This window comes from Streptomyces sp. NPDC048584 (assembly GCF_043199595.1).
Taxonomy (GTDB): Bacteria; Actinomycetota; Actinomycetes; order Streptomycetales; family Streptomycetaceae; genus Streptomyces; species Streptomyces edwardsiae.
Window position 1 is genome coordinate 395,503 of the sequence record NZ_JBICWF010000001.1, and the last position, 16,826, is coordinate 412,328.

The 16,826-nt window shown below is 72.9% G+C and carries 19 protein-coding genes; 1 reads left to right on the forward strand and 18 read right to left on the reverse strand.

Features of this window, described 5'->3' with window-relative positions; translation table 11 throughout:
- Positions 1–6: 6 nt before the first annotated feature.
- The 13 genes from ACGFR9_RS01610 to ACGFR9_RS01670 all read right to left on the reverse strand — a co-directional run bounded on the left by ACGFR9_RS01610 (position 7) and on the right by ACGFR9_RS01670 (position 9,588).
- Positions 7–330: a gas vesicle protein K gene (locus ACGFR9_RS01610; protein WP_393201855.1), complete on the reverse strand. Its 324-nt coding sequence runs from the start codon at positions 328–330 to the stop codon at positions 7–9.
- Positions 327–515: a gas vesicle protein gene (locus ACGFR9_RS01615; RefSeq protein WP_030219753.1), complete on the reverse strand. Its 189-nt coding sequence runs from the start codon at positions 513–515 to the stop codon at positions 327–329. Before ACGFR9_RS01615 ends, ACGFR9_RS01610 begins: the two co-directional genes overlap by 4 nt.
- Entirely contained in the window at positions 512–1,291 is a 780-nt protein-coding gene (locus tag ACGFR9_RS01620) for a GvpL/GvpF family gas vesicle protein (protein WP_393201857.1), read from the reverse strand. The genes ACGFR9_RS01615 and ACGFR9_RS01620 overlap by 4 nt, the downstream gene beginning before the upstream one ends.
- Positions 1,288–1,623, reverse strand: coding sequence for a gas vesicle protein (locus tag ACGFR9_RS01625; protein ID WP_030219759.1), 336 nt, complete (start codon positions 1,621–1,623; stop codon positions 1,288–1,290). The genes ACGFR9_RS01620 and ACGFR9_RS01625 overlap by 4 nt, the downstream gene beginning before the upstream one ends.
- The gene (locus tag ACGFR9_RS01630; RefSeq protein ID WP_393201859.1) at positions 1,620–2,768 is read right to left on the reverse strand and encodes an SRPBCC family protein; all 1,149 of its coding nucleotides are present in this window, start codon (positions 2,766–2,768) and stop codon (positions 1,620–1,622) included. Before ACGFR9_RS01630 ends, ACGFR9_RS01625 begins: the two co-directional genes overlap by 4 nt.
- On the reverse strand, positions 2,765–3,379 hold the full coding sequence (locus ACGFR9_RS01635) for a DNA primase (RefSeq protein WP_393201861.1): 615 nt from the start codon (positions 3,377–3,379) through the stop codon (positions 2,765–2,767). Before ACGFR9_RS01635 ends, ACGFR9_RS01630 begins: the two co-directional genes overlap by 4 nt.
- Positions 3,376–3,642, reverse strand: a complete 267-nt coding sequence (locus ACGFR9_RS01640) for a gas vesicle protein GvpG (RefSeq protein WP_393201863.1) — start codon at positions 3,640–3,642, stop codon at positions 3,376–3,378. The genes ACGFR9_RS01635 and ACGFR9_RS01640 overlap by 4 nt, the downstream gene beginning before the upstream one ends.
- A gap of 4 nt (positions 3,643–3,646) precedes the next feature.
- Positions 3,647–4,420, reverse strand: coding sequence for a GvpL/GvpF family gas vesicle protein (locus tag ACGFR9_RS01645; RefSeq protein ID WP_393201865.1), 774 nt, complete (start codon positions 4,418–4,420; stop codon positions 3,647–3,649).
- A complete protein-coding gene (locus tag ACGFR9_RS01650; protein WP_311644998.1) occupies positions 4,417–4,854 on the reverse strand; it encodes a gas vesicle structural protein GvpA in 438 nt (145 codons plus the stop codon). Before ACGFR9_RS01650 ends, ACGFR9_RS01645 begins: the two co-directional genes overlap by 4 nt.
- A gap of 74 nt (positions 4,855–4,928) precedes the next feature.
- Positions 4,929–5,300 carry a gas vesicle protein gene (locus ACGFR9_RS01655; RefSeq protein WP_393201867.1) on the reverse strand — a complete coding sequence of 124 codons (372 nt, stop codon included), beginning with the start codon at positions 5,298–5,300 and terminating at the stop codon, positions 4,929–4,931.
- A 111-nt stretch (positions 5,301–5,411) separates the two neighbouring features.
- Positions 5,412–6,338: a non-homologous end-joining DNA ligase gene (gene ligD / locus ACGFR9_RS01660; RefSeq protein WP_393201869.1), complete on the reverse strand. Its 927-nt coding sequence runs from the start codon at positions 6,336–6,338 to the stop codon at positions 5,412–5,414.
- Complete coding sequence (locus ACGFR9_RS01665; RefSeq protein WP_393201871.1) at positions 6,335–8,182, reverse strand: transketolase; 1,848 nt, start codon at positions 8,180–8,182, stop codon at positions 6,335–6,337. Before ACGFR9_RS01665 ends, ligD begins: the two co-directional genes overlap by 4 nt.
- The gene (locus ACGFR9_RS01670; RefSeq protein ID WP_393201873.1) at positions 8,179–9,588 is read right to left on the reverse strand and encodes an NAD(P)/FAD-dependent oxidoreductase; all 1,410 of its coding nucleotides are present in this window, start codon (positions 9,586–9,588) and stop codon (positions 8,179–8,181) included. The genes ACGFR9_RS01665 and ACGFR9_RS01670 overlap by 4 nt, the downstream gene beginning before the upstream one ends.
- A 477-nt stretch (positions 9,589–10,065) precedes the next feature.
- Between ACGFR9_RS01670 and ACGFR9_RS01675 the strand changes: the two genes are divergently transcribed.
- Complete coding sequence (locus tag ACGFR9_RS01675) at positions 10,066–10,413, forward strand: VOC family protein (RefSeq protein WP_393201875.1); 348 nt, start codon at positions 10,066–10,068, stop codon at positions 10,411–10,413.
- A gap of 9 nt (positions 10,414–10,422) precedes the next feature.
- Here the strand turns inward: ACGFR9_RS01675 and ACGFR9_RS01680 are convergent, their stop codons facing one another.
- From ACGFR9_RS01680 to ACGFR9_RS01700, 5 genes are read right to left on the reverse strand one after another with little or no spacing between them, the layout of a single operon-like run.
- Complete coding sequence (locus ACGFR9_RS01680) at positions 10,423–12,378, reverse strand: DUF5107 domain-containing protein (protein ID WP_393201877.1); 1,956 nt, start codon at positions 12,376–12,378, stop codon at positions 10,423–10,425.
- Positions 12,379–12,418: 40 nt separating this feature from the next.
- A complete protein-coding gene (locus ACGFR9_RS01685) occupies positions 12,419–13,318 on the reverse strand; it encodes an arginase family protein (RefSeq protein ID WP_393201879.1) in 900 nt (299 codons plus the stop codon).
- Between the two features lie 33 nt (positions 13,319–13,351).
- Positions 13,352–13,906 carry a GNAT family N-acetyltransferase gene (locus tag ACGFR9_RS01690; RefSeq protein WP_393201881.1) on the reverse strand — a complete coding sequence of 185 codons (555 nt, stop codon included), beginning with the start codon at positions 13,904–13,906 and terminating at the stop codon, positions 13,352–13,354.
- Between the two features lie 22 nt (positions 13,907–13,928).
- Positions 13,929–14,861 (reverse strand): LD-carboxypeptidase, encoded by a 933-nt coding sequence (locus ACGFR9_RS01695; RefSeq protein WP_393201883.1) that lies wholly within the window; start codon positions 14,859–14,861, stop codon positions 13,929–13,931.
- Positions 14,858–16,822: a prolyl oligopeptidase family serine peptidase gene (locus ACGFR9_RS01700; protein WP_393201885.1), complete on the reverse strand. Its 1,965-nt coding sequence runs from the start codon at positions 16,820–16,822 to the stop codon at positions 14,858–14,860. Before ACGFR9_RS01700 ends, ACGFR9_RS01695 begins: the two co-directional genes overlap by 4 nt.
- Between the last annotated feature and the right edge of the window lie 4 nt (positions 16,823–16,826).

The following is a 16,826-nucleotide window of genomic DNA, read 5'->3' on the forward strand; positions in this document are numbered from 1 at the left end:
TCGTGCTCAGTCACGCGGAAGCAGCGGCCCGAGCGGCCCGAGGTCCAGATTCAGGTCCTCGGGCCGCAGTCCGTAGCGGTCGCGCAGCTCGGCCATGCGGTCCTCGAGCAGCATGAGGGTGAGACCGACCCGCTCCTCCTGCTCCTCCGTCAGATCACCCTCGTCGAACCGGCGTACCGCCTGGCGTTCCATGAGCTGGCGCAGCAGCTCCACGACGGTGAGCACCAGTTTGATCAGGTCGCGTTCGACCGTGTCCGGCTCCAGGTCCAGGCTGCGGCGCCGGCCGTCGTGCGGCTCCGGGCGCCGGTCGCCGTCGGGGGCGGCCGTCACCGCGAATCCTCGAAGGGGGAGGGGACCCGCGCGTTCACCGAGCTGATGAGCGCGTTGAGGTCGATACGGACCAGGTCGACGTCCGCGATGCGCAGCGTGATGTCCCCCTTGATGACGACCCCGCCGGCCAGCAGCCGGTCGAGCAGATCCACCAGGGCTATCTCGCGGCGTTCGACGACGGTCAAGACCCCTCCTCCTCGGCGATTTCCTCACCGGCGAACGAATAGGCGGCCCAGGGGCCGGTGAGCTGCACCCGAATTCCGGGCGTGCCGTCCTTCGTGCGGTCGACCTTCTCCACGAATTCCTCGGATTTCACACGGGGCACGAGATAGGCGGCATTGAGCACATTGCGCCCGGAGGCGCCGGAGAGCGTGGGATTCTGCGGGGCGTGCAGCCGGGAGTCCTCGGCGGCCCCGGAAAGGGTGTCGTGCAACCGCGTCGCGAACGACTCGGCGCGCTGCCACAGATCGTCCTGCGATTTCGTCCGCATCCGCCGCTGTCGCAGATAGTCCCGGCCGGACGCCGGCTTCGGCGCGGGCGTGGCGGACGCCGCGGGTTCCGGTTCGGCCTCGACGTAGACCTTGACGCCCCATTCGACCCGGCCGTCCAGCCGGTCCAGGGTGCGCAGAAAGCTCTCCTCCCGCGCCTCCATCATGGTCCGTACACCGCTGTCGTCGCGGAACACGGTGCCGAGCCGCAGCGGCAGCGGGCTGGTGACGGTGGTGAGCGCGTCGATCACCCCCTGGTGGGCGCGGGCGACGGCGGTCAGCCAGTCCAGATCCTCCAGGTGCGCGCGCAGCGGGTCCTCGGCGAAGTCCGCCTCGTCCACATGGCTGACGACCGCCACCAGGCCGCGGTGGGCCAGCAGCCGGGGCGGATCGCCGCCGACCCCGGTCAGCTGGGCCTGGAGCGGCTTGCCGTAGGGGCGGCAGACCGCGTAGACGTACCGCAGTCCGGTCACGGGGACTCCTCCTGTGCGCGGCGGGGTTCGAGTTCCTCCAGCCGGGCCAGCCGCTCGCGAAGCTCCGCGTTCTCCCTGGCCAGTTCGTCGCGCCGGGCGCGCGAGGACAGCGCCGGGTCGGACTCCCACCAGTCGATGCCCATCTCCTTCGCCTTGTCGACGGAGGCGACGACGAGGCGCAGCTTGATGGTGAGGAGTTCGATGTCCAGCAGGTTGATGCGGATGTCGCCCGCGATCACGACGCCCTTGTCGAGCACCCTCTCCAGGATGTCGGCGAGGTTGGCGCCGCCGCCCTGCCCGTACGGCTCGGGAAGCCGGCTGGGGGTGGTCATCGGCGGCTCCGGCTCTCAGGCCGCCCGGCCTCGTCCTCGTACTCGTCCTGCGGCTCCTCGTCCTCCTCGTACTCGTCGTCGTACTCGTCGGCGGGCCCGTCGGACTCCTCGGACTCCTCGGGTTCCTCCTCGTACTCGTCCGCGGGTTCCTCGTCCTCGGACTCCGGCTCGTACTCCTCGTCCTCGGGTTCGGTGGACTCGTCCTCGTCGGCGCCCTCGGACTCCTCCTCGTACTCGTCCTGCCCGCCCTCGTTCTCCTCCTCGGCGACGGCGTCCTCATGGCTGCGGACGACCTCGCCGTCGCGGATCTCGCCCCGCCAGCTGTCCTCGGCCTCGCCCTTGATGGTGATGAAGCGGGCGAAGTGCTTCAGGTCGAGGCGGGCGCGGCGGCCCTGGGCGCGCCAGATGTTGCCCGTCTTCTCGAAGAAGCCCGACGGGTAGTACTCGATGACCAGCAGGACGCGGGTGAGATTGTCGTCGAGGCGGTGGAAGGAGACGACGCCCCTCGTGGTGCCCTTGGCCCCCTCGGAGGACCAGGCGATGCGGTCGTCGGGGACCTGCTCGGTGGTCTTCGCCTTCCAGCTGCGGCTGGACCAGAGGACCTTCGCCTGCCAGTCCGACGTCACGTCGTCGGCCTTGTTGGCGCTCTTGACGCCCTTGGCGAAGGTGCTGAAGTCCTGGAACTGGGTCCACTGGTCGTAGGCCGTGCGCAGCGGCACCCCGACATCGATGTGCTCCATGATGACGGTGGGTTTCTGGCCCGCGGAGCTCTTGCGCTTGCCCTTACCGCCGCCCAGACCCTTGAGTGCGCCCATCACATTGTCCTTGGCCTTCGACGCCCCGAGTTCGACCGCGCTGCGCAGCGGGCTCTTCCCCTCGGCGATCTTCCGGCCGCCGTCGAGGGCGAGCTTGGCGAAGCCCGGGCTGTTGCCGTCGGCGATGTCGTTGAGTTTGTTCGTGGTATCGCCGAGCTTGTGGCCGAGGCCGGTCAGCAGCCGGGTGGCCTGGGCCGCGAGATAGTCCTGCAGTTCGGCCTTGAGCCGGTCGGCGGCCTCGCTGTGGGCCACGTCGGCGAGCGGGTTCTTCGCCGCCCCGTTCGCACTGTCCCGCGCGGCCGAGCCGGCCCGTCCCAGGGTCTCGGTCATCGCTCACCGCCTCCCTTCGCCGTACGGGAGCGGGCGCCCCGGGACGCGGGCGCCGCCTTCTTGGCGGCCGTCCGCCTCGCGGGGGCGGTCTTCTTCGCCGCCGCCTTCTTGGCGGGGGCCGCCTTCTTCGCCGGGGCCGCCTTCTTCGCGGCCGCCTTCTTCGCCGGCCGCTCGGGTTCCGGTTCCGCGGCGTCCCGGTCCTCTTCGTCCGTGGCCTCGTCACCGTCGGCCCCGGACCTCTCCTCGGCCTCGTCCTCGGCCCCGTTTTCGTCCTCGTCCTCGTCCTGCGGGACGACGCCCGACAGCCGGTCCCGCACATCGGCGGTACGGCCGTGCAGCCGGTCCGCGAGGGAGTCGAGCTGCCGTGTGACCAGCGCCCCGGAGGCCGCCTTGCCGACGCCCCGCAGATCGCCGCGCAGCTGGTCGCCTATCTCCTTGAACTGCGGGTTGTCCCGCAGCTGCTGGGACACCAGGTCGGCGACCATGCGCGGGCTGAGGTTCAGCTTCTTGCCCGCCACCAGGCCACCGACGGCGACCGCCATCTTCAGCTTCTTGGTCCGCCCGAGGAGATATCCGGCCCCTATCGCGAGGCCCAGTCCCATTCGCTTCATCGTGGTGCCGTCCCGTCCCCTGTACCCGCGCCGGTGCGCGTCGCCGTCTCCAACCGGTCCAGAAGTTCGTCCTCCTGCCGGTCGAACTCCTCCTCGCTCATCTCTCCGGACTCCAACCGCTCCTCCAGACGCGCCAGTTCGGCCCGTATCGTGGCGGGGTCGTAGTAGATGCGCTCGGCTTCCCGCAGCACCTGCTGGACGACCCAGCCGCTGCCGCGCACCGGTGCGAACGGCAGCAGCAGCACCTCCGAGATCAGGCCCATGTCGTCACCCCGCTCCGGTGTCCGTTCCGCCGGCCGCGGCGCCCGCCGGCTCGGCCGGGCCGGGCTCGACGAAGCTGTACGGCGGCAGCGGGCCGTTCAGACGCACTTCCAGGTGGGGCAGGTCCTTGCGGGCCCGTTCCACCGCTTCCAGGAACTCCCCCGCCGTGTCCCGCGGTACCAGGTACGACACATTGGCGAGCCAGCCCGTGGACTCGGGGCCCACGCTCACCGCGTCGGCCTCCGGTTCCAGGACGCCCTCCAGCGTGCGGGCGTCCTCCGCCTCCTTGGCCTTGACGGCGGCGGCGACCATCTCGCCCAGCTGGATCTTCTGCTCGTAACTGCCGCCGCCGGACTTGCGGTTGGCCTCCGCGAGGGCGCGTATCTCCGGGTTGCCGGCCATCACGTGGTGCAGTACCGCGTCCTCGACGTGAGTGGCCTTGACGTTGTACTCGACCCTGCCGTCCAGGGCCCGCAGCCGCTCCTGGTAGTGCTCGGCGCGCTCGGCGAGGACCGCGGTCACGGCGTCGTCGTCGGGGGCCACGCTGCCGAACCGCATGGGCAGCACGCAGTCGGCCGCTCCGGCCTCGCTGAGCACGTTCTGGTGGGCGAGCAGTTCCCGGCGCTTGGGCCGCAGGCCCTCGGGGGCGTCGCTGACGAGGGCCGCCAGCCCGCCCTCGCGCAGGACGCGCACCGGCAGCGACGGGTCACCGACGCCGCCCACGCCCTCGGGGAGGCCGGGGTGCGAGGTCGCCGTGATGCCGTAGATGTACGTGCTCACTCCTGCTCCTCCTTCCGGCGGGACGAGGTGCTCTTACGGGCCCGCGGACGCGACTCGGTCTCGCGCTCTGAGCCGCCGCCCTCGCGCGCCTGCCTGAAGGCGTCGGAGACGGTCTCGGCGGCGCCGGACAGCGCCCCCTTGGACTTGCCGCGGGCGCCGGACTCGGTGACCTCGCCGACGATCTCGGGCAGGCCCGGGCTCTTGCGGGGCCCGGCCTCCAGGTCGAGCCGGTTGCACGCCTCCGCGAAGCGGAGATAGGTGTCGACGCTCGCGACGACGACACGGACGTCGATCTTGAGGATCTCGATGCCGACCAGGGACACGCGCACGAAGGCGTCGATGACGAGCCCCCTGTCCAGGACGAGCTCGAGCACGTCGTAGAGACCGCTGCTGCCGCCTCCACCACCGGTCTGCTGTGCCGGTACGACTGTCATGCCGACGTTTCCTCCTTGGCTGTGGAAGTGTCTGTGGATGTGTCTGTGTTTGTGTGTGGGCCCGGTCGGGCGGCCTACCGGCCGCCGGACCTGTGTGCGTCGGCCCGCCCGCGTTCGTAGCGGCGGACCCTCCGGTACCCGGTGAGCTGGCCTTCGGGGTCCAGCTCGACCTGGTAGCTCGCCATCAGGCTCATCGTGTCGGGCACCCGCTCGAGTTCGAGGACCTCGACCTCGAGGGACCAGCCCTCCTCCGTCTGCTCGAAGGACGACACGGACTCGACTTCCATCCCGGTGAGCTCGGCGAGCTGCCCGCGTGCCTGTCGCAGCAGCTCCATCGGGCTGTGCCGGCGGGTGGTTCCGCTGCTCTTCGTTCTGTTGTGGGATGCGTGGGAGTCCCGGGGTTCCTGTGCACCCTGTGACTCTTCGGTGTTCTTCGTGTTCGACATGGCCACCTCGCACTTCGGGTGGCCGCAAGAGTGTTCGCCAAACCTCTGTGCGCCCTCCTGTTCCCCGGGGCCGGGCATCGTGCCCGGTCACGAGGGGGGTGCGGGCGCGGTTCAGTCGCGGAGCGCGGCCAGCCGGCGGCGGGCCGGTGCGAGGGCGCGTCCCCGGCGCGGCAGGTCCGACCAGGGGTCGGCGCATGCCTGCCCGACGGCGTCGGCGACGGTCCAGCGGCGGGCGTGCAGCTCCGGATCGTCCAGTTCGTCCCGGGAAATGGGCACGGCGACGGGGGCGCCGGGCAGGGCGCGGACAGTGTAGGGGGCGACTGCGGTCTGCGCGTAGGCGTTGCGCTGGATGTCGAGGTAGAGCCGGTCGCCGCGGTCCTTCTTGCGGGCGGCGGTGGTGAGCCGGTCGGGGTGGGCGGCAGCGAGGGTGTCGGCGACCTCGCGGGCGAAGGCGCGTACGTCGTCGAAGCCCTCGGCCGCGTTCAGGGGCACGATCACATGCAGGCCCCGGGAGCCGGTGGTCATCAGCGCGGACGGCAGCTTCAGCTCGTCGAGGAGTTCCCCCAGCAGCCTGGCGGCCTCCCGTACGGTCTCGAAGTCGTCGCCGGACGGGTCCAGGTCGAACACCAGCCGGTCCGGACGGTCGATCCGGTCCGTGCGCGACAGCCAGCGGTGCAGCGTGATGCTCGCCTGGTCGACCAGATAGAGAAGGGTGGCGGTGTCGTCGCACACCGTGTGTGTGACGGTGCCGCCCTCCTTGGCGACCTCGGTCCGGGTGATCCAGTCCGGATAGCCCTCCGGGGTGTTCTTCTGCATGAAAGCCGGACCGTCGATGCCGTCCGGGCGCCGGTCCAGCATCAGCGGGCGGCCCCGCAGGTGCGGCAGCAGATACGGGGCGACGGCGCGGTGGTACTCGACGAGGTCGCCCTTGGTGTACTCCTTCGTGCCCCCGCCGCCGGGGAAGAGCGCTTTCCCCGGCCGGTGGATCTCCAGGGTGCGACGGCCCGCCCGAACGATGCGCGCACCGCCGTCGCTCACGACACGATCGCCTCCCCCACCAGCAGCCGCCCGGCCGCCGCGATCGACTCGGCGTCGATCCCGGCCGCGTGCAGCTGCTCCCCGGGGGAGGCCGACCCCGGCATGGTGCGCACACCGAGCCGTACCAGACGCGGTACCGGACGCCCGTCGGCGAAGGCCTCCGCCACGGCGTCCCCGAGGCCGCCCTCCGGATGGTGGTCCTCCACCGTCATCAGACAGCCGGTCTCCTCGGCGGCCCCGCGCAGCGTCTCCCGGTCGACCGGCTTCACCGAGTACAGATCGATCACCCGTACGGCGATGCCCTCGCCGTCCAGCGCCTCGGCGGCGGCCAGCGCCTCGGGCACGGTGACACCCGCGGCGACGAGAGTGAGCCGGTCGCGGCCGGAGGAGCGCAGCACCTTGCTGCCACCGACGGGGAACTCCTCGTCGGGGCCGTAGATCACCTCGCTCGCCCCGCGCGAGGTGCGCAGATAGCGGATGCCGTCGAGGCCGGCCATCCCGGCGACCAGCCGCGCGGTCTGGTTGGCGTCGCACGGGTACAGCACGGTGGAGCCGTGCACCGCCCGCATCATCGCCAGATCCTCCAGACCCATCTGGCTGGGCCCGTCCTGACCGATGGCGACACCCGCGTGGGAGCCGACGAGGGCGAGGCCGGAGCCGCTGACCGACGCCATGCGGATGAAGTCGTGGGCGCGGGTGAGGAACGCGGCGAAGGTCGCGGCGTACGGTGTCCAGCCGCGCGCGGCCATGCCGACGGCGGCGGCGACCATCTGCTGCTCGGCGATGTAGCACTCGAAGTAGCGCTCGGGGTGTTCCTTGGCGAAGGCCTCCGCGCGCGTGGAGTCGCCGACCTCCCCGTCCAGGACCACGATGTCGTCGCGCGCGGTGCCGAGGGCGGACAGTGCCTCGCCGAAGGCGTCGCGGGTGGCCACCTCCTCGCCCTTGTCCCAGCGGGGCAGCTCCGGCCGCCCGCGGCCTCCCGGGCGCGGTGCCACGTCGGCGGACGGCGGCCGGACGCGGACGCGCAGATCGCGGGGGCCGCCGAGTTCGGCGATGGCCTCGTCGGCCTCCGGCAGCGGTTTGCCGTGCAGTCCCTCGCGGTCCTGGACCGAGGCGACGCCCTTGCCCTTGAGGGTGCGGGCGAGGATCACGGTGGGCTGGCCCCTGGTGGACAGGGCCTCCCCGTAGGCGCGGTCCACGGCGTCCACGTCATGGCCGTCCACCTCGACGGTGTGCCAGCCGAAGCCCTGGAAGCGGCGCGCGTAGGCGTCCAGGTCGTGGCCGTGCCGGGTGGGTCCGCGCTGTCCGAGCCGGTTGACGTCCACGATCAGCGTGAGGTTGTCCAGATGCTCGTGGGCGCCGTGTTCGGCGGCCTCCCACACCGATCCCTCGGCCAGCTCGCTGTCGCCGCACAGTACCCACACCCGGTAGCCGGCGTGCTCCAGCCGCTTCCCGGCCATCGCGATGCCGACGCCGACGGGGAACCCCTGGCCGAGCGAGCCGGTGGCCGTCTCGACCCACGGCAGTCGCCGTGGCGTGGGGTGGCCTTCGAGACGGCTGCCGTTCTCGCGGAAGGTGAGCAGCTCCTCGTCGTCGATGGCGCCGGCCGCCTTGTAGACGGCGTACATCAGGGGCGACGCGTGACCCTTGGAGAGGACGAAGCGGTCGTTGCCGGGGTGGTCGGGGCGTTCGAAGTCGTAGTGGAAGTGGCGGGCGAACAGTACGGCCATGAGGTCCGCCGCGGACATCGACGACGTGGGGTGCCCGGAGCCGGCGGCCGCCGCGGCGCGGACGCTGTCCACCCGCAACTGCTGTCCCAGCTCGACGAGTTCACCGGTGTTCATGAGTCTCCTTCGGTGGGTCGGTCGGTACGCCTGACAGGGCCGGGCGCGATATCGGGGCCGGGCGCCGGCTGCCCGGGCGGCGGGGTCACGGCGGGCCGGCCCTCGGCCGGTACCCGCGCGAGTTCCGGGGACGCCGTGTCGAGTGGCACGGACCAGGACCGTACGAGCCCCAACTGGACCGCCTGGCGCGGCAGTACGGCGTCGAGGAACCAGTCCGCGGCCACCCGCACCCGGTTGCCCGGCATCGCCGCGAGGTGGTAGCCGCGGGTGACCGCGCCCGCCGCCACCCCGGACAGATTGACGCCGAGCGGGTTCGCGGCGGCCTTGACGCCGCCCAGGTCCACCACGAACCCCATGTCCTTGTGCCGGTAGACCCGCCGCCGGCCGTCGCCGAACGACGCGGCGATGTTGTGCGCGCACACCTTGCCCTGCCGCCAGGCGTGCTGCGCGGTCATCGGGGTGTACGAGCCCGGCTTCTCCAGGTCCGGCACGGCCGCCGCGTCACCGCAGGCGAACACCTCGGGCCTGCCCGGCACTCGCAGGTGTGTGTCGACGAGCAGCCGACCGCGTTCCAGGGGCAGTCCGAGGGATTCGGCGAGCGGGTCGGGGCGTACGCCCACGCACCACACCAGGGTGTGGGTGTCGACGAATTCCCCGTCGGTCAGCAGCACTCCGTCGTGCGTGGCCTCCTTCACGGAGGTGCCCATCCGCACGTCGACGCCCCGTTCCCGCAGCACGGTGTCGGCCGTGCGGGAGAGGCGTTCGTCCAGTTCGGGCAGGACCCGGTCGGCGATGTCGAGGAGCAGCCAGCGTGGCCGCATGCCGGTGCGCATCGGGTGCTTGTCGACTTGCGCGTCGGTGAACAGCTGTCCGTGCGCGGCGACTTCGGTGCCGGTGTAGCCGGCGCCGACCACGACGAACGTACAGCGGGCCGCGCACCGTTTGGGGTCGTCGGCCGCGGTGGCCAGCTCGACCTGGCGGGTCACGTGGTCGCGCAGGTACAGCGCCTCGGGCAGGCCGCGGAAGCCGTGGGCGTGTTCGGCGACACCGGGGATGGGGAGCAGCTTGTTGACACTGCCGGCGGCGAGGACCAGGCGGTCGTAGTCGAGGGTGCCGCCCTCGCCCTCCGGGCCGGTGTAGTGCACCTGCCGGGCGTCGAGATCGATGCGGTCGGACTCCCCCAGCACCAGCTTGACGTGCGGCAGCGTGCCGGAGAGGGAGACGGTGACCCGGCGGGGTTCCAGGATGCCCGCGGCGACCTGGGGCAGCAGGGGCAGGTAGAGGAAGTAGTCGGTCGGGTTGAGGAGGGTGATGTCGGCTCGGCCCCGGGCCAGGCGGGAGAGCGTCTGGGCCGTGCGGTAGCCGGCGAAGCCGGCACCGACGATCACAATGCGGGGTCGACTCACGGTTCGCCTCCGGCGTACGTCGGGAGACTTCCGCGTCCCCCTGGGCGGGGGGCCCAAACGTGTGGGGGGTTCTCGGCGGGGGCCACGGGGGTGCTGTGCCGTGCCCGGCGGGCCGGGGCGGTGGCGATCGCCCAGGTCGGGTTTGCGGGGTGCCCGGTGTGGGTGCGGGGCGGGGGGCTCGCGCGGCCCGGCGCTTGCGGGGTGCCGTCGCGCCCACCCGTGCCGCCCCAGCGGCACGACTGCCCGCGGAGGGCGAGGGGCGGGGGCGGAGGCGGGTGGGGCGGGGGGCGGTGGCGGGTGGGCGGGGATGTCCGCCGAGCGTGGGTGGGGGTGAGGGGGTTCGGGGGGCGGAGGCGGGCGTGGATGTCCGACCAGGGCGGGGCGGGGTGAGGGGGTTCGGGGGCGGAGACGGGCGTGGATGTCCGACCAGGGCGGGGCGGGGTGAGGGGGCTCGGGGGCGCAACTAGGGTCGGGGGTATGGAGATTCTGGGTGCCACACTGCGTGTCTGCGTTGGCGACATCGAGGCCGCCATCCCCTTCTATGAACGGCTGGCGGGCGGTACGGCCCTCCGGTTCGAGCGGGGTGGTGTCCAAGTCGCCGCGGTGGGCTGCTTCCTGCTGATGAGCGGCCCCGCGGCCGAGCTGGACGTGCTGCGCAAGGTCGCCGCGACCATCGCGGTGAACGACGTCGAGGAGACCGGGCGGGTGCTCGCCGAGATGGGCGCCGACATTCTCGCGGGTCCGCTGCCGACGCCGGTGGGCCGCAACCTCATCGCCCGGCACCCCGACGGGGCGGTCTACGAGTACGCGGACCGCCACGCCTGACCGCCGGGTTCACGGCGTGGGCCGCATCCGGAAGTCGTAGTGCTCCGGCAGCGGTTCGCCGGTGACGCCCGCCCACAGCAGCCCGATCACCTCGTCCCCCTCCCGCAGGTCGGCGACCTCGAAGCCCGCGTCGAACACGGCACGGGCCCGCTCGACCCGCCCCTCGGCGAGCAGCAGCCCGGCCTCGACCAGCCGGAACCTGCCGCGGGCCCGGGTCGTGGGGTCCAGCCGCTGCCACACGGAGCGCGCGTCCCCGGTGCGGCCGACGGCGAGCAGTGCCTCGATCGCCTCCCGTCCGAGCGCGGCGGTGACGGCGGTCCACGGGACGTCGCCGCCGCGCACCCGGCAGAGGTCGTCGAAGGCGTCCGCGTAACGCTCGGCGGCCCGCTCGGGGTGGCGGTCCTCCTGGTCGGCGACCGCGAGGCAGCGCAGCGCCGGCCAGGCCGCCGGGGCGTGCCGCAGCCCGCGCTCCCAGCTGCGTACCGCCTGCGCCCGGTCGCCGGCGTGCCATTGGGCGACGCCGAGGTGGTACTCGGTGAGGGGCGTGGCGGGCGCGGTCTCCAGCATGTCGCGCCAGTGCCGGGCGACGAGCGTCGCGCCGGGCGGGAGGCCGCCGGGCGGCTCGGGGAAGGAGCCGGCGCGCAGCAGGTGCAGCCACGGTCGCTGCTCCTCGCCGACGGTGTTCTCGTCGAAGGGTGTGCCGGGCAGTTTCCAGCCGGCCCGCAGCACCTCCAGGGCACCCCAGCCGGAACCGGTGGCGAGCCGTTCGCCGGGTTCGGTGTCGGCGTACGGCTCCCAGGCCGCGTACGCCGCGTCGACCTCGGCGCGCGGCAGGACCGCCTCGAGCCGGTTCTCCGCCTCGGTCAGTACGCCGTTCCACTCCCCGTCGGGCCGCGACTCGAACGGCCCGTACGCCTCCAGCCAGGACACCTCGCTCTCCGCGTCCAGCCGGACGTGTTCCAGCTGGGTGCGGGCGAGGCCCGCCTGGATCTCGCAGTAGCCGCCGGTGCCGGGCTCGGTGAGCCACTGCTGCCAGCTGCGCCCGCCGGGCCCGCCGCCCCATACGAACAGCTTCCGGCCGCGCAGTACGTCGGTGGAGGTCTGCACGAGGCCGTGGCCGTCGGCGTCCAGTGCGGCGATCCAGCGTCTGCGGTGTCCGGGGACGTCGTAGAAGTAGTCGGCGGGGTACGTGCTGTTCGGCGGGTAGGTGCGGTCGACACCGTCGTACTCCGGGACGGGCACCCTGCGCAGCCGCCGCTCGTAGCCGAAGTGGTAGGCCTCCTCGGCGGGGGCGAGGACCCGGCACTTCTCGGGGACGGCGATGTTGGACCACCAGTAGGTCGGCACCGGCTTCTCGTGCGGGTTGCGGACGCGGGCTCCGACGTACAGGAAGTCGGAGCCGTCCGGCAGCCACAGGTCGACCTGGAAGGGCAGGTCGCGCAGCCGCTCCCACTCCCACAGGCGCAGCATCTCCCCGCCGTCGGGGGCGGGGACGCGGGCGGCGTGGACGGGTGAGCAGGACAGGGTGGTATGGCCGGTGGCGCCGATGTTCCATTCGACGCCGCCGGAGAACCAGGCGCCGTTGAGGGCGAAGTTGGCGGGCTGGAACACCGGGTTGCGGTAGAGGAGTTCACGGCCGGTGGGTGTGTGGACGAGGGAGGAGATCCGGCCGCCGAGGGCGGGCAGCACGGTGGCGCGCAGCCGGTCGTTCTCGATGACGAGGGCGTCGAGCGCGCGGGGTTCGCGGCGGCGGTCGTAGCCGTCGCGGACACGGACGGGCAGCAGACCGTGCAGGGGCTCGTAGCCGATCTGCCGGGCCATGTCGCGCGGCAGAACCCGCTTGTCGCGGTCCTCGATGCGGTGTGTCTCGTCGAGTGGCCGCAGGGGCGGCAGCGGGTTGTCGGGGCCCAGGAGTGCGGCGGGCAGCGTCAGTACCTCACGTCGGATCGTCGTCACGATCTCCATGGAAGCCTCCGCGTGCCCGCCTGAACAGGGGCGCCGCGCGTCAGGTTTCCGCAAAGGCGGAGACCACCGTGTCGGCCAGAAGCGCGCCCGCCGTCCCGTCCGGGTCGAGGTCGGGGTCGTAGATGGTGACGGTGAGGCCGGCACAGTGCGGGGAGGTGAGCAACGGGCGCAGCAGGGCGAGGAGTTCGGCGGGCTGCAGACCGTCGGGGTCGGGGCTGTCGACGGCGGGCATGACGGCCGGGTCGAGGACATCGGCGTCCAGATGCACCCAGAAGCCGTCGAGTCCGGGCGCGGCGTAGGACCGGGCGGCGGCGCGGGCCAGTTCTCCGGCGTCCCCCGCGCGCAGGTCCCCCACGGTGACGACGGGGATCTTCAGCGCGGCGAGCTCGGCGCGGTCCTCCTCGAAGTAGTCGCGGATGCCGAAGAACCGCACGTCCTCGTCGCGCAGATAGGGCCCCAGCCCCTCCAGGTCTGTGAGGTCCCTCTGCCCGCGCCCGGTGGCCAGCGCGACCTCCTCGCCCCCTGCCGCGCCGACCCCGTCGGCGCTGCCGGGGTGCCGGAAGTCCGGGGAGGCGTCCAGGGCGACCAGCCCGTACCGTCCGACGCGGCGCAGCGCGCGCGTGGCACCGAGCTGGACGGAACAGTCACCGCCGAGGACGACGGTCAGATCACCGGCGCGCACATGGTGCTCCACGCGGTCGGCGAGTTTGACGGTGTAGGCGGCGAGAGCGGCCGCGTTGAAGACGCCGTCGCCCTCCTGCCAGTCGCCCCGGTCGTAGCGGGGCGGCACGACCACCCCGCCCTCCATGGCGTGCAGTCGTTGGACGATCCGCTGCTCACGCAGTGCGCCGGCCAGTTTGTAGCAGCCGGGCACGGTGCCGGGGGCGGGCGGGCGCAGGCCCAGGTTGGAGGGGGCGTCGACCACGACGATGTTGCGCATGCGGATCATCCTCGCCCACGGGCGGTCCGGTCCTCAACGGCTCGTGGCCCTGTCACTGGTCCTCGCCCAGCGCTGGTGGTCGCGCCAGGCGCCGTCGATGAAGAGCATCTTCGGGGAGAAGCCCTCCAGCTGGAATCCGCAGGCGCGGGCGAGGGCGATGGAGGCGGCGTTCCCGGGCTGCACGTTGATCTCCAGCCGGTGCAGTCGCATCGGGCCGAAGGCGTACCGCACCACGAGGTCCAGGCCCTCGCGCATCAGCCCGCGCCCGGCCGCGTGGGCGAAGGCGCCGTAGCCGAGCGCCCCGCACAGGAAGCCGCCCTCGACGATGTTGTTGATGTTGATGAATCCGGCGAGGGCGCCGTCCGCGTCCTTCTCGCAGACCAGGAATCCGGCCTTCGTACGGTCCTCGATCAGCCGCCCGGCGTACGCGGAGTACGCGCCCTGGCTGTCCGGCGGGAACAGCCAGGGATGGTGCAGGTCCTTGCTCTCCCGGGCGCGGGCGGTGAACTCGGCGCCGTCCGCGTGGGTGAAGTGACGCAGGCCCACGCGGGGGCCTTCGGCCAGGTAGCGGGAAGCGGTGTGCGGCACCCTGCCACCCTACGACGGACGGTCAGCGCAGCGCCGGTTCGTCCAGCGTCAGCGTGCCCGCTCCGGCGTCGAGTTCGGCCGGGACGCCGAACGGGACGGTCAGCGCGTCGTCGCAGTGACCGAACCCGAACTGCTCGGCCACCGGCACTCCGAGACCGCCGAGCCGGTCGGTGAGCAGCGCCCGCACCCTGTCGTACGGCCCGCACTCCGCCCACGAGCCGAGCAGCAGCCCGGACACCCCCTCCAGCCACCCGGCCCGCAGCAGCTGGGTGAGACAGCGGTCGAGCCGGTACGTCTCCTCCCCCACGTCCTCCAGGCAGAGCAGTCCGCCGCGCGCGGCGGGCCTGGCGTACGGGGTGCCGAGGTCACCGGCGAGCAGGGCGAGGCAGCCGCCGAGGGTGACCCCGCGTGCCCGGCCGGGGACGAGCGCTGTGCCGTCGGAGTGGAGCGTGCGGACCGTCTCGGGAGCGAAGAGGGTCGCCTTGAGATGCCGCTGCGCCCGTTCGCTCTTGATGAAGTCGATGCCCGCGGCCATCGGTCCGTGCAGGGTTACCAGGCCGAGCCGGACGGCGAACGCCTCGTGCAGCGCGGTGATGTCGCTGAACCCGACGAGGACCTTGGGCCCGGCGGCCCGCATGGCGTCCCAGTCGAGCAGGTCGGCCATGCGCTGGACGCCGTAGCCGCCGCGGGCGCAGATCACCGCGTCGACGGCGGGGTCGCACCAGGCGGACTGGAGGTCGGCGGCCCGGTCGGCGTCGGTGCCCGCGAGGTAGCCGAACTCGCTGTGCCGGTTCAGGACATGCGGGGCGACGACCGGGTCGAGGTCCCAGCCGCGCAGCACGTCGAGCCCGGCCTGGAGCCGCTCCTCGGGCACCGGACCGCTGGGCGCGACCACGGCCACCCGGGCGCCGGGGGCGAGCCGGGCCGGCCGGCGCAGAGCTTCCACCGCGGTCATGCTTCGAGCTCCAGGATCGGTACGCCGGGCGGTTCCATGCCGAACACCTGGGCGTACAGGGACAGTTCCGCCTCCAGGGCGCGCACCATGGTGTCCGCCCGCCGGAAGCCGTGTCCCTCGCCCTCGAAGGTGAGGTAGGCGTGCGGGATGCCCCGGCCGGCCAGCCGGGCGAGGAACCGCTCGCACTGGACGGGCGGGCAGATCACGTCGTCCAGTCCCTGGAGCATCAGGAAGGGGACGGAGAGCCGGTCGGCGTGCTCGACGGGCGAGCGCTGTGTGTACCGCTCGGGAACCTCGGCGCGCGGCCCGATCAGGCTCTCCAGGTACTGGGACTCGAAGTCGTGGGTCTCCCCCGTGCCCCAGCCGGCCAGGTCGAGCACCGGATAGCTGATGGTGCCGCAGGCGTAGACGTCGGTGCCGGTGAGCGAGGCGGCGGTGGTCCAGCCGCCGGCGCTGCCGCCGCGGACGGCGAGCCGGTCACGGTCGGCGGTGCCCTCGTCCGCGAGGGCGAGCGCGACGGCGGCGCAGTCCTCGACGTCGACCACGCCCCACTGCCCGCGCAGCCGGTTGCGGTACTCCCGCCCGTACCCGGTGGAGCCGCCGTAGTTGACCTCGGCGACGCCGATGCCGCGCGAGGTGAAGTAGGCGATCTCCAGGTCGAGCACCAGCGGCACCCGGCCGGTGGGGCCGCCGTGCGCCCAGATGACGTACGGGGGCAGCTCGCCCGCGGGGCCGGTGTGCCCGGGGTGGTGCGGCGGGTAGACCTGGGCGTGGATCTCCCGGCCGTCCGGTCCCGTGAAGGTGCGGACCTGCGGCTCGGGGTAGTACGCGGGGTCCACGGCGTCCTCGTGGCGGGCGCCGATCACCCGGGCGCGGCCCGTGCGGGTGTCCAGCTCCACCACCTCGTGACCGCTGCGCGGCCCGGCCCCGACGGAGACGACCCGTTCGCCGAGGGCCGCCACGGACGGGGCGAACTCCGACCAGGGGCCGACGGCGTCGACGACCTCGCCGGTCTCGGGGTCGAGGATGCCGAGCACGGGGGCGCCCCGGCCGTGCAGGACCGCTATCAGTCCGCCGTCCAGCGGGGCGAACCAGTTGTGGCCCAGCTTCCACAGCGGTCCGCCGAACTCCTCCTCGCGCGGGCAGAGCGGTTCCCCGTCCCGGTAGAGGTTCCACCAGCCGGTACGGTCGCGCGCGTACAGCAGTCGGCCGTCGTGGGCCCAGTCGGCCTGGGCGATCGACTCCTCGGGCCCGCCGGCCACCGTGCGGGCGTCGCGCAGGGTGCCGTCGCCGGCGACGTCGGCGACGAGCAGCTCGGTGCCGTCCCACGGCATGCGCGGATGGTCCCAGCCGATCCAGCAGGCGCGCCGCCCGTCCGGTGACAGGCGCGGCCCGGTGACGAACCGGTGCCGCCCGTCGCTCAGTTCCCGTACGGCGTCCCGGTCCCCTGCGGCGGAGCCGTCCAGCGGTACGGCGGCCAGGACCCGGCGCACATCGCTGGGGCCGTCGCCGGTGAACTCCTCGAGGACGCACCACACCTCGCCGCGCTCCGGCAGCAGTACCGGATCGGCCCAGCGCAGCCCCTCCCCGACCGGGGACACGGGCGTGAGCGGGTGGGGCTCGCCGCCGGGCTCGTACCGGTAGAGCCGCTGGTCGGCGAAGTTCACGAACACCACCAGCGGGGTGCCGTCCCGCACGGTGCCGGCCCAGGGGCGGCCGCCGTACTCGATGACGCGGGTCCGCACGTTCCACGGCGCCGCCAGGACCGGTTCCTCGGTCCCGTCGGCGTGTCGCCGTACGAGGGTGCGCCGGCCCGCCTCGGTGGGCCGGGGCTCGGTCCACCACACCTCGTCCCCGACGAAGCCCGTGTACTCGGGGCTGCCGTCATGGGCCGCGGCCGTCGCCGCGTCGACGGGCGAGGGCCACTCGCCGTACGCCAGGGTCGTCACTGTCTCCCTCATCCGC

Bases quoted from the DNA above. Each gene is read 5' to 3' on its own strand.
- ACGFR9_RS01695 (WP_393201883.1), bottom strand. From the start codon at position 14,861: ATGACCGCGGTGGAAGCTCTGCGCCGGCCGGCCCGGCTCGCCCCCGGC.
- ACGFR9_RS01625 (WP_030219759.1), bottom strand. From the start codon at position 1,623: ATGACCACCCCCAGCCGGCTTCCCGAGCCGTACGGGCAGGGCGGCGGC.
- ACGFR9_RS01675 (WP_393201875.1), top strand. From the start codon at position 10,066: ATGGAGATTCTGGGTGCCACACTGCGTGTCTGCGTTGGCGACATCGAG.
- ACGFR9_RS01655 (WP_393201867.1), bottom strand. From the start codon at position 5,300: ATGTCGAACACGAAGAACACCGAAGAGTCACAGGGTGCACAGGAACCC.
- ACGFR9_RS01635 (WP_393201861.1), bottom strand. From the start codon at position 3,379: ATGAAGCGAATGGGACTGGGCCTCGCGATAGGGGCCGGATATCTCCTC.
- ACGFR9_RS01685 (WP_393201879.1), bottom strand. From the start codon at position 13,318: ATGCGCAACATCGTCGTGGTCGACGCCCCCTCCAACCTGGGCCTGCGC.
- ACGFR9_RS01680 (WP_393201877.1), bottom strand. From the start codon at position 12,378: ATGGAGATCGTGACGACGATCCGACGTGAGGTACTGACGCTGCCCGCC.
- ACGFR9_RS01700 (WP_393201885.1), bottom strand. From the start codon at position 16,822: ATGAGGGAGACAGTGACGACCCTGGCGTACGGCGAGTGGCCCTCGCCC.
- ACGFR9_RS01665 (WP_393201871.1), bottom strand. From the start codon at position 8,182: ATGAACACCGGTGAACTCGTCGAGCTGGGACAGCAGTTGCGGGTGGAC.
- ACGFR9_RS01650 (WP_311644998.1), bottom strand. From the start codon at position 4,854: ATGACAGTCGTACCGGCACAGCAGACCGGTGGTGGAGGCGGCAGCAGC.
- ACGFR9_RS01640 (WP_393201863.1), bottom strand. From the start codon at position 3,642: ATGGGCCTGATCTCGGAGGTGCTGCTGCTGCCGTTCGCACCGGTGCGC.
- ACGFR9_RS01630 (WP_393201859.1), bottom strand. From the start codon at position 2,768: ATGACCGAGACCCTGGGACGGGCCGGCTCGGCCGCGCGGGACAGTGCG.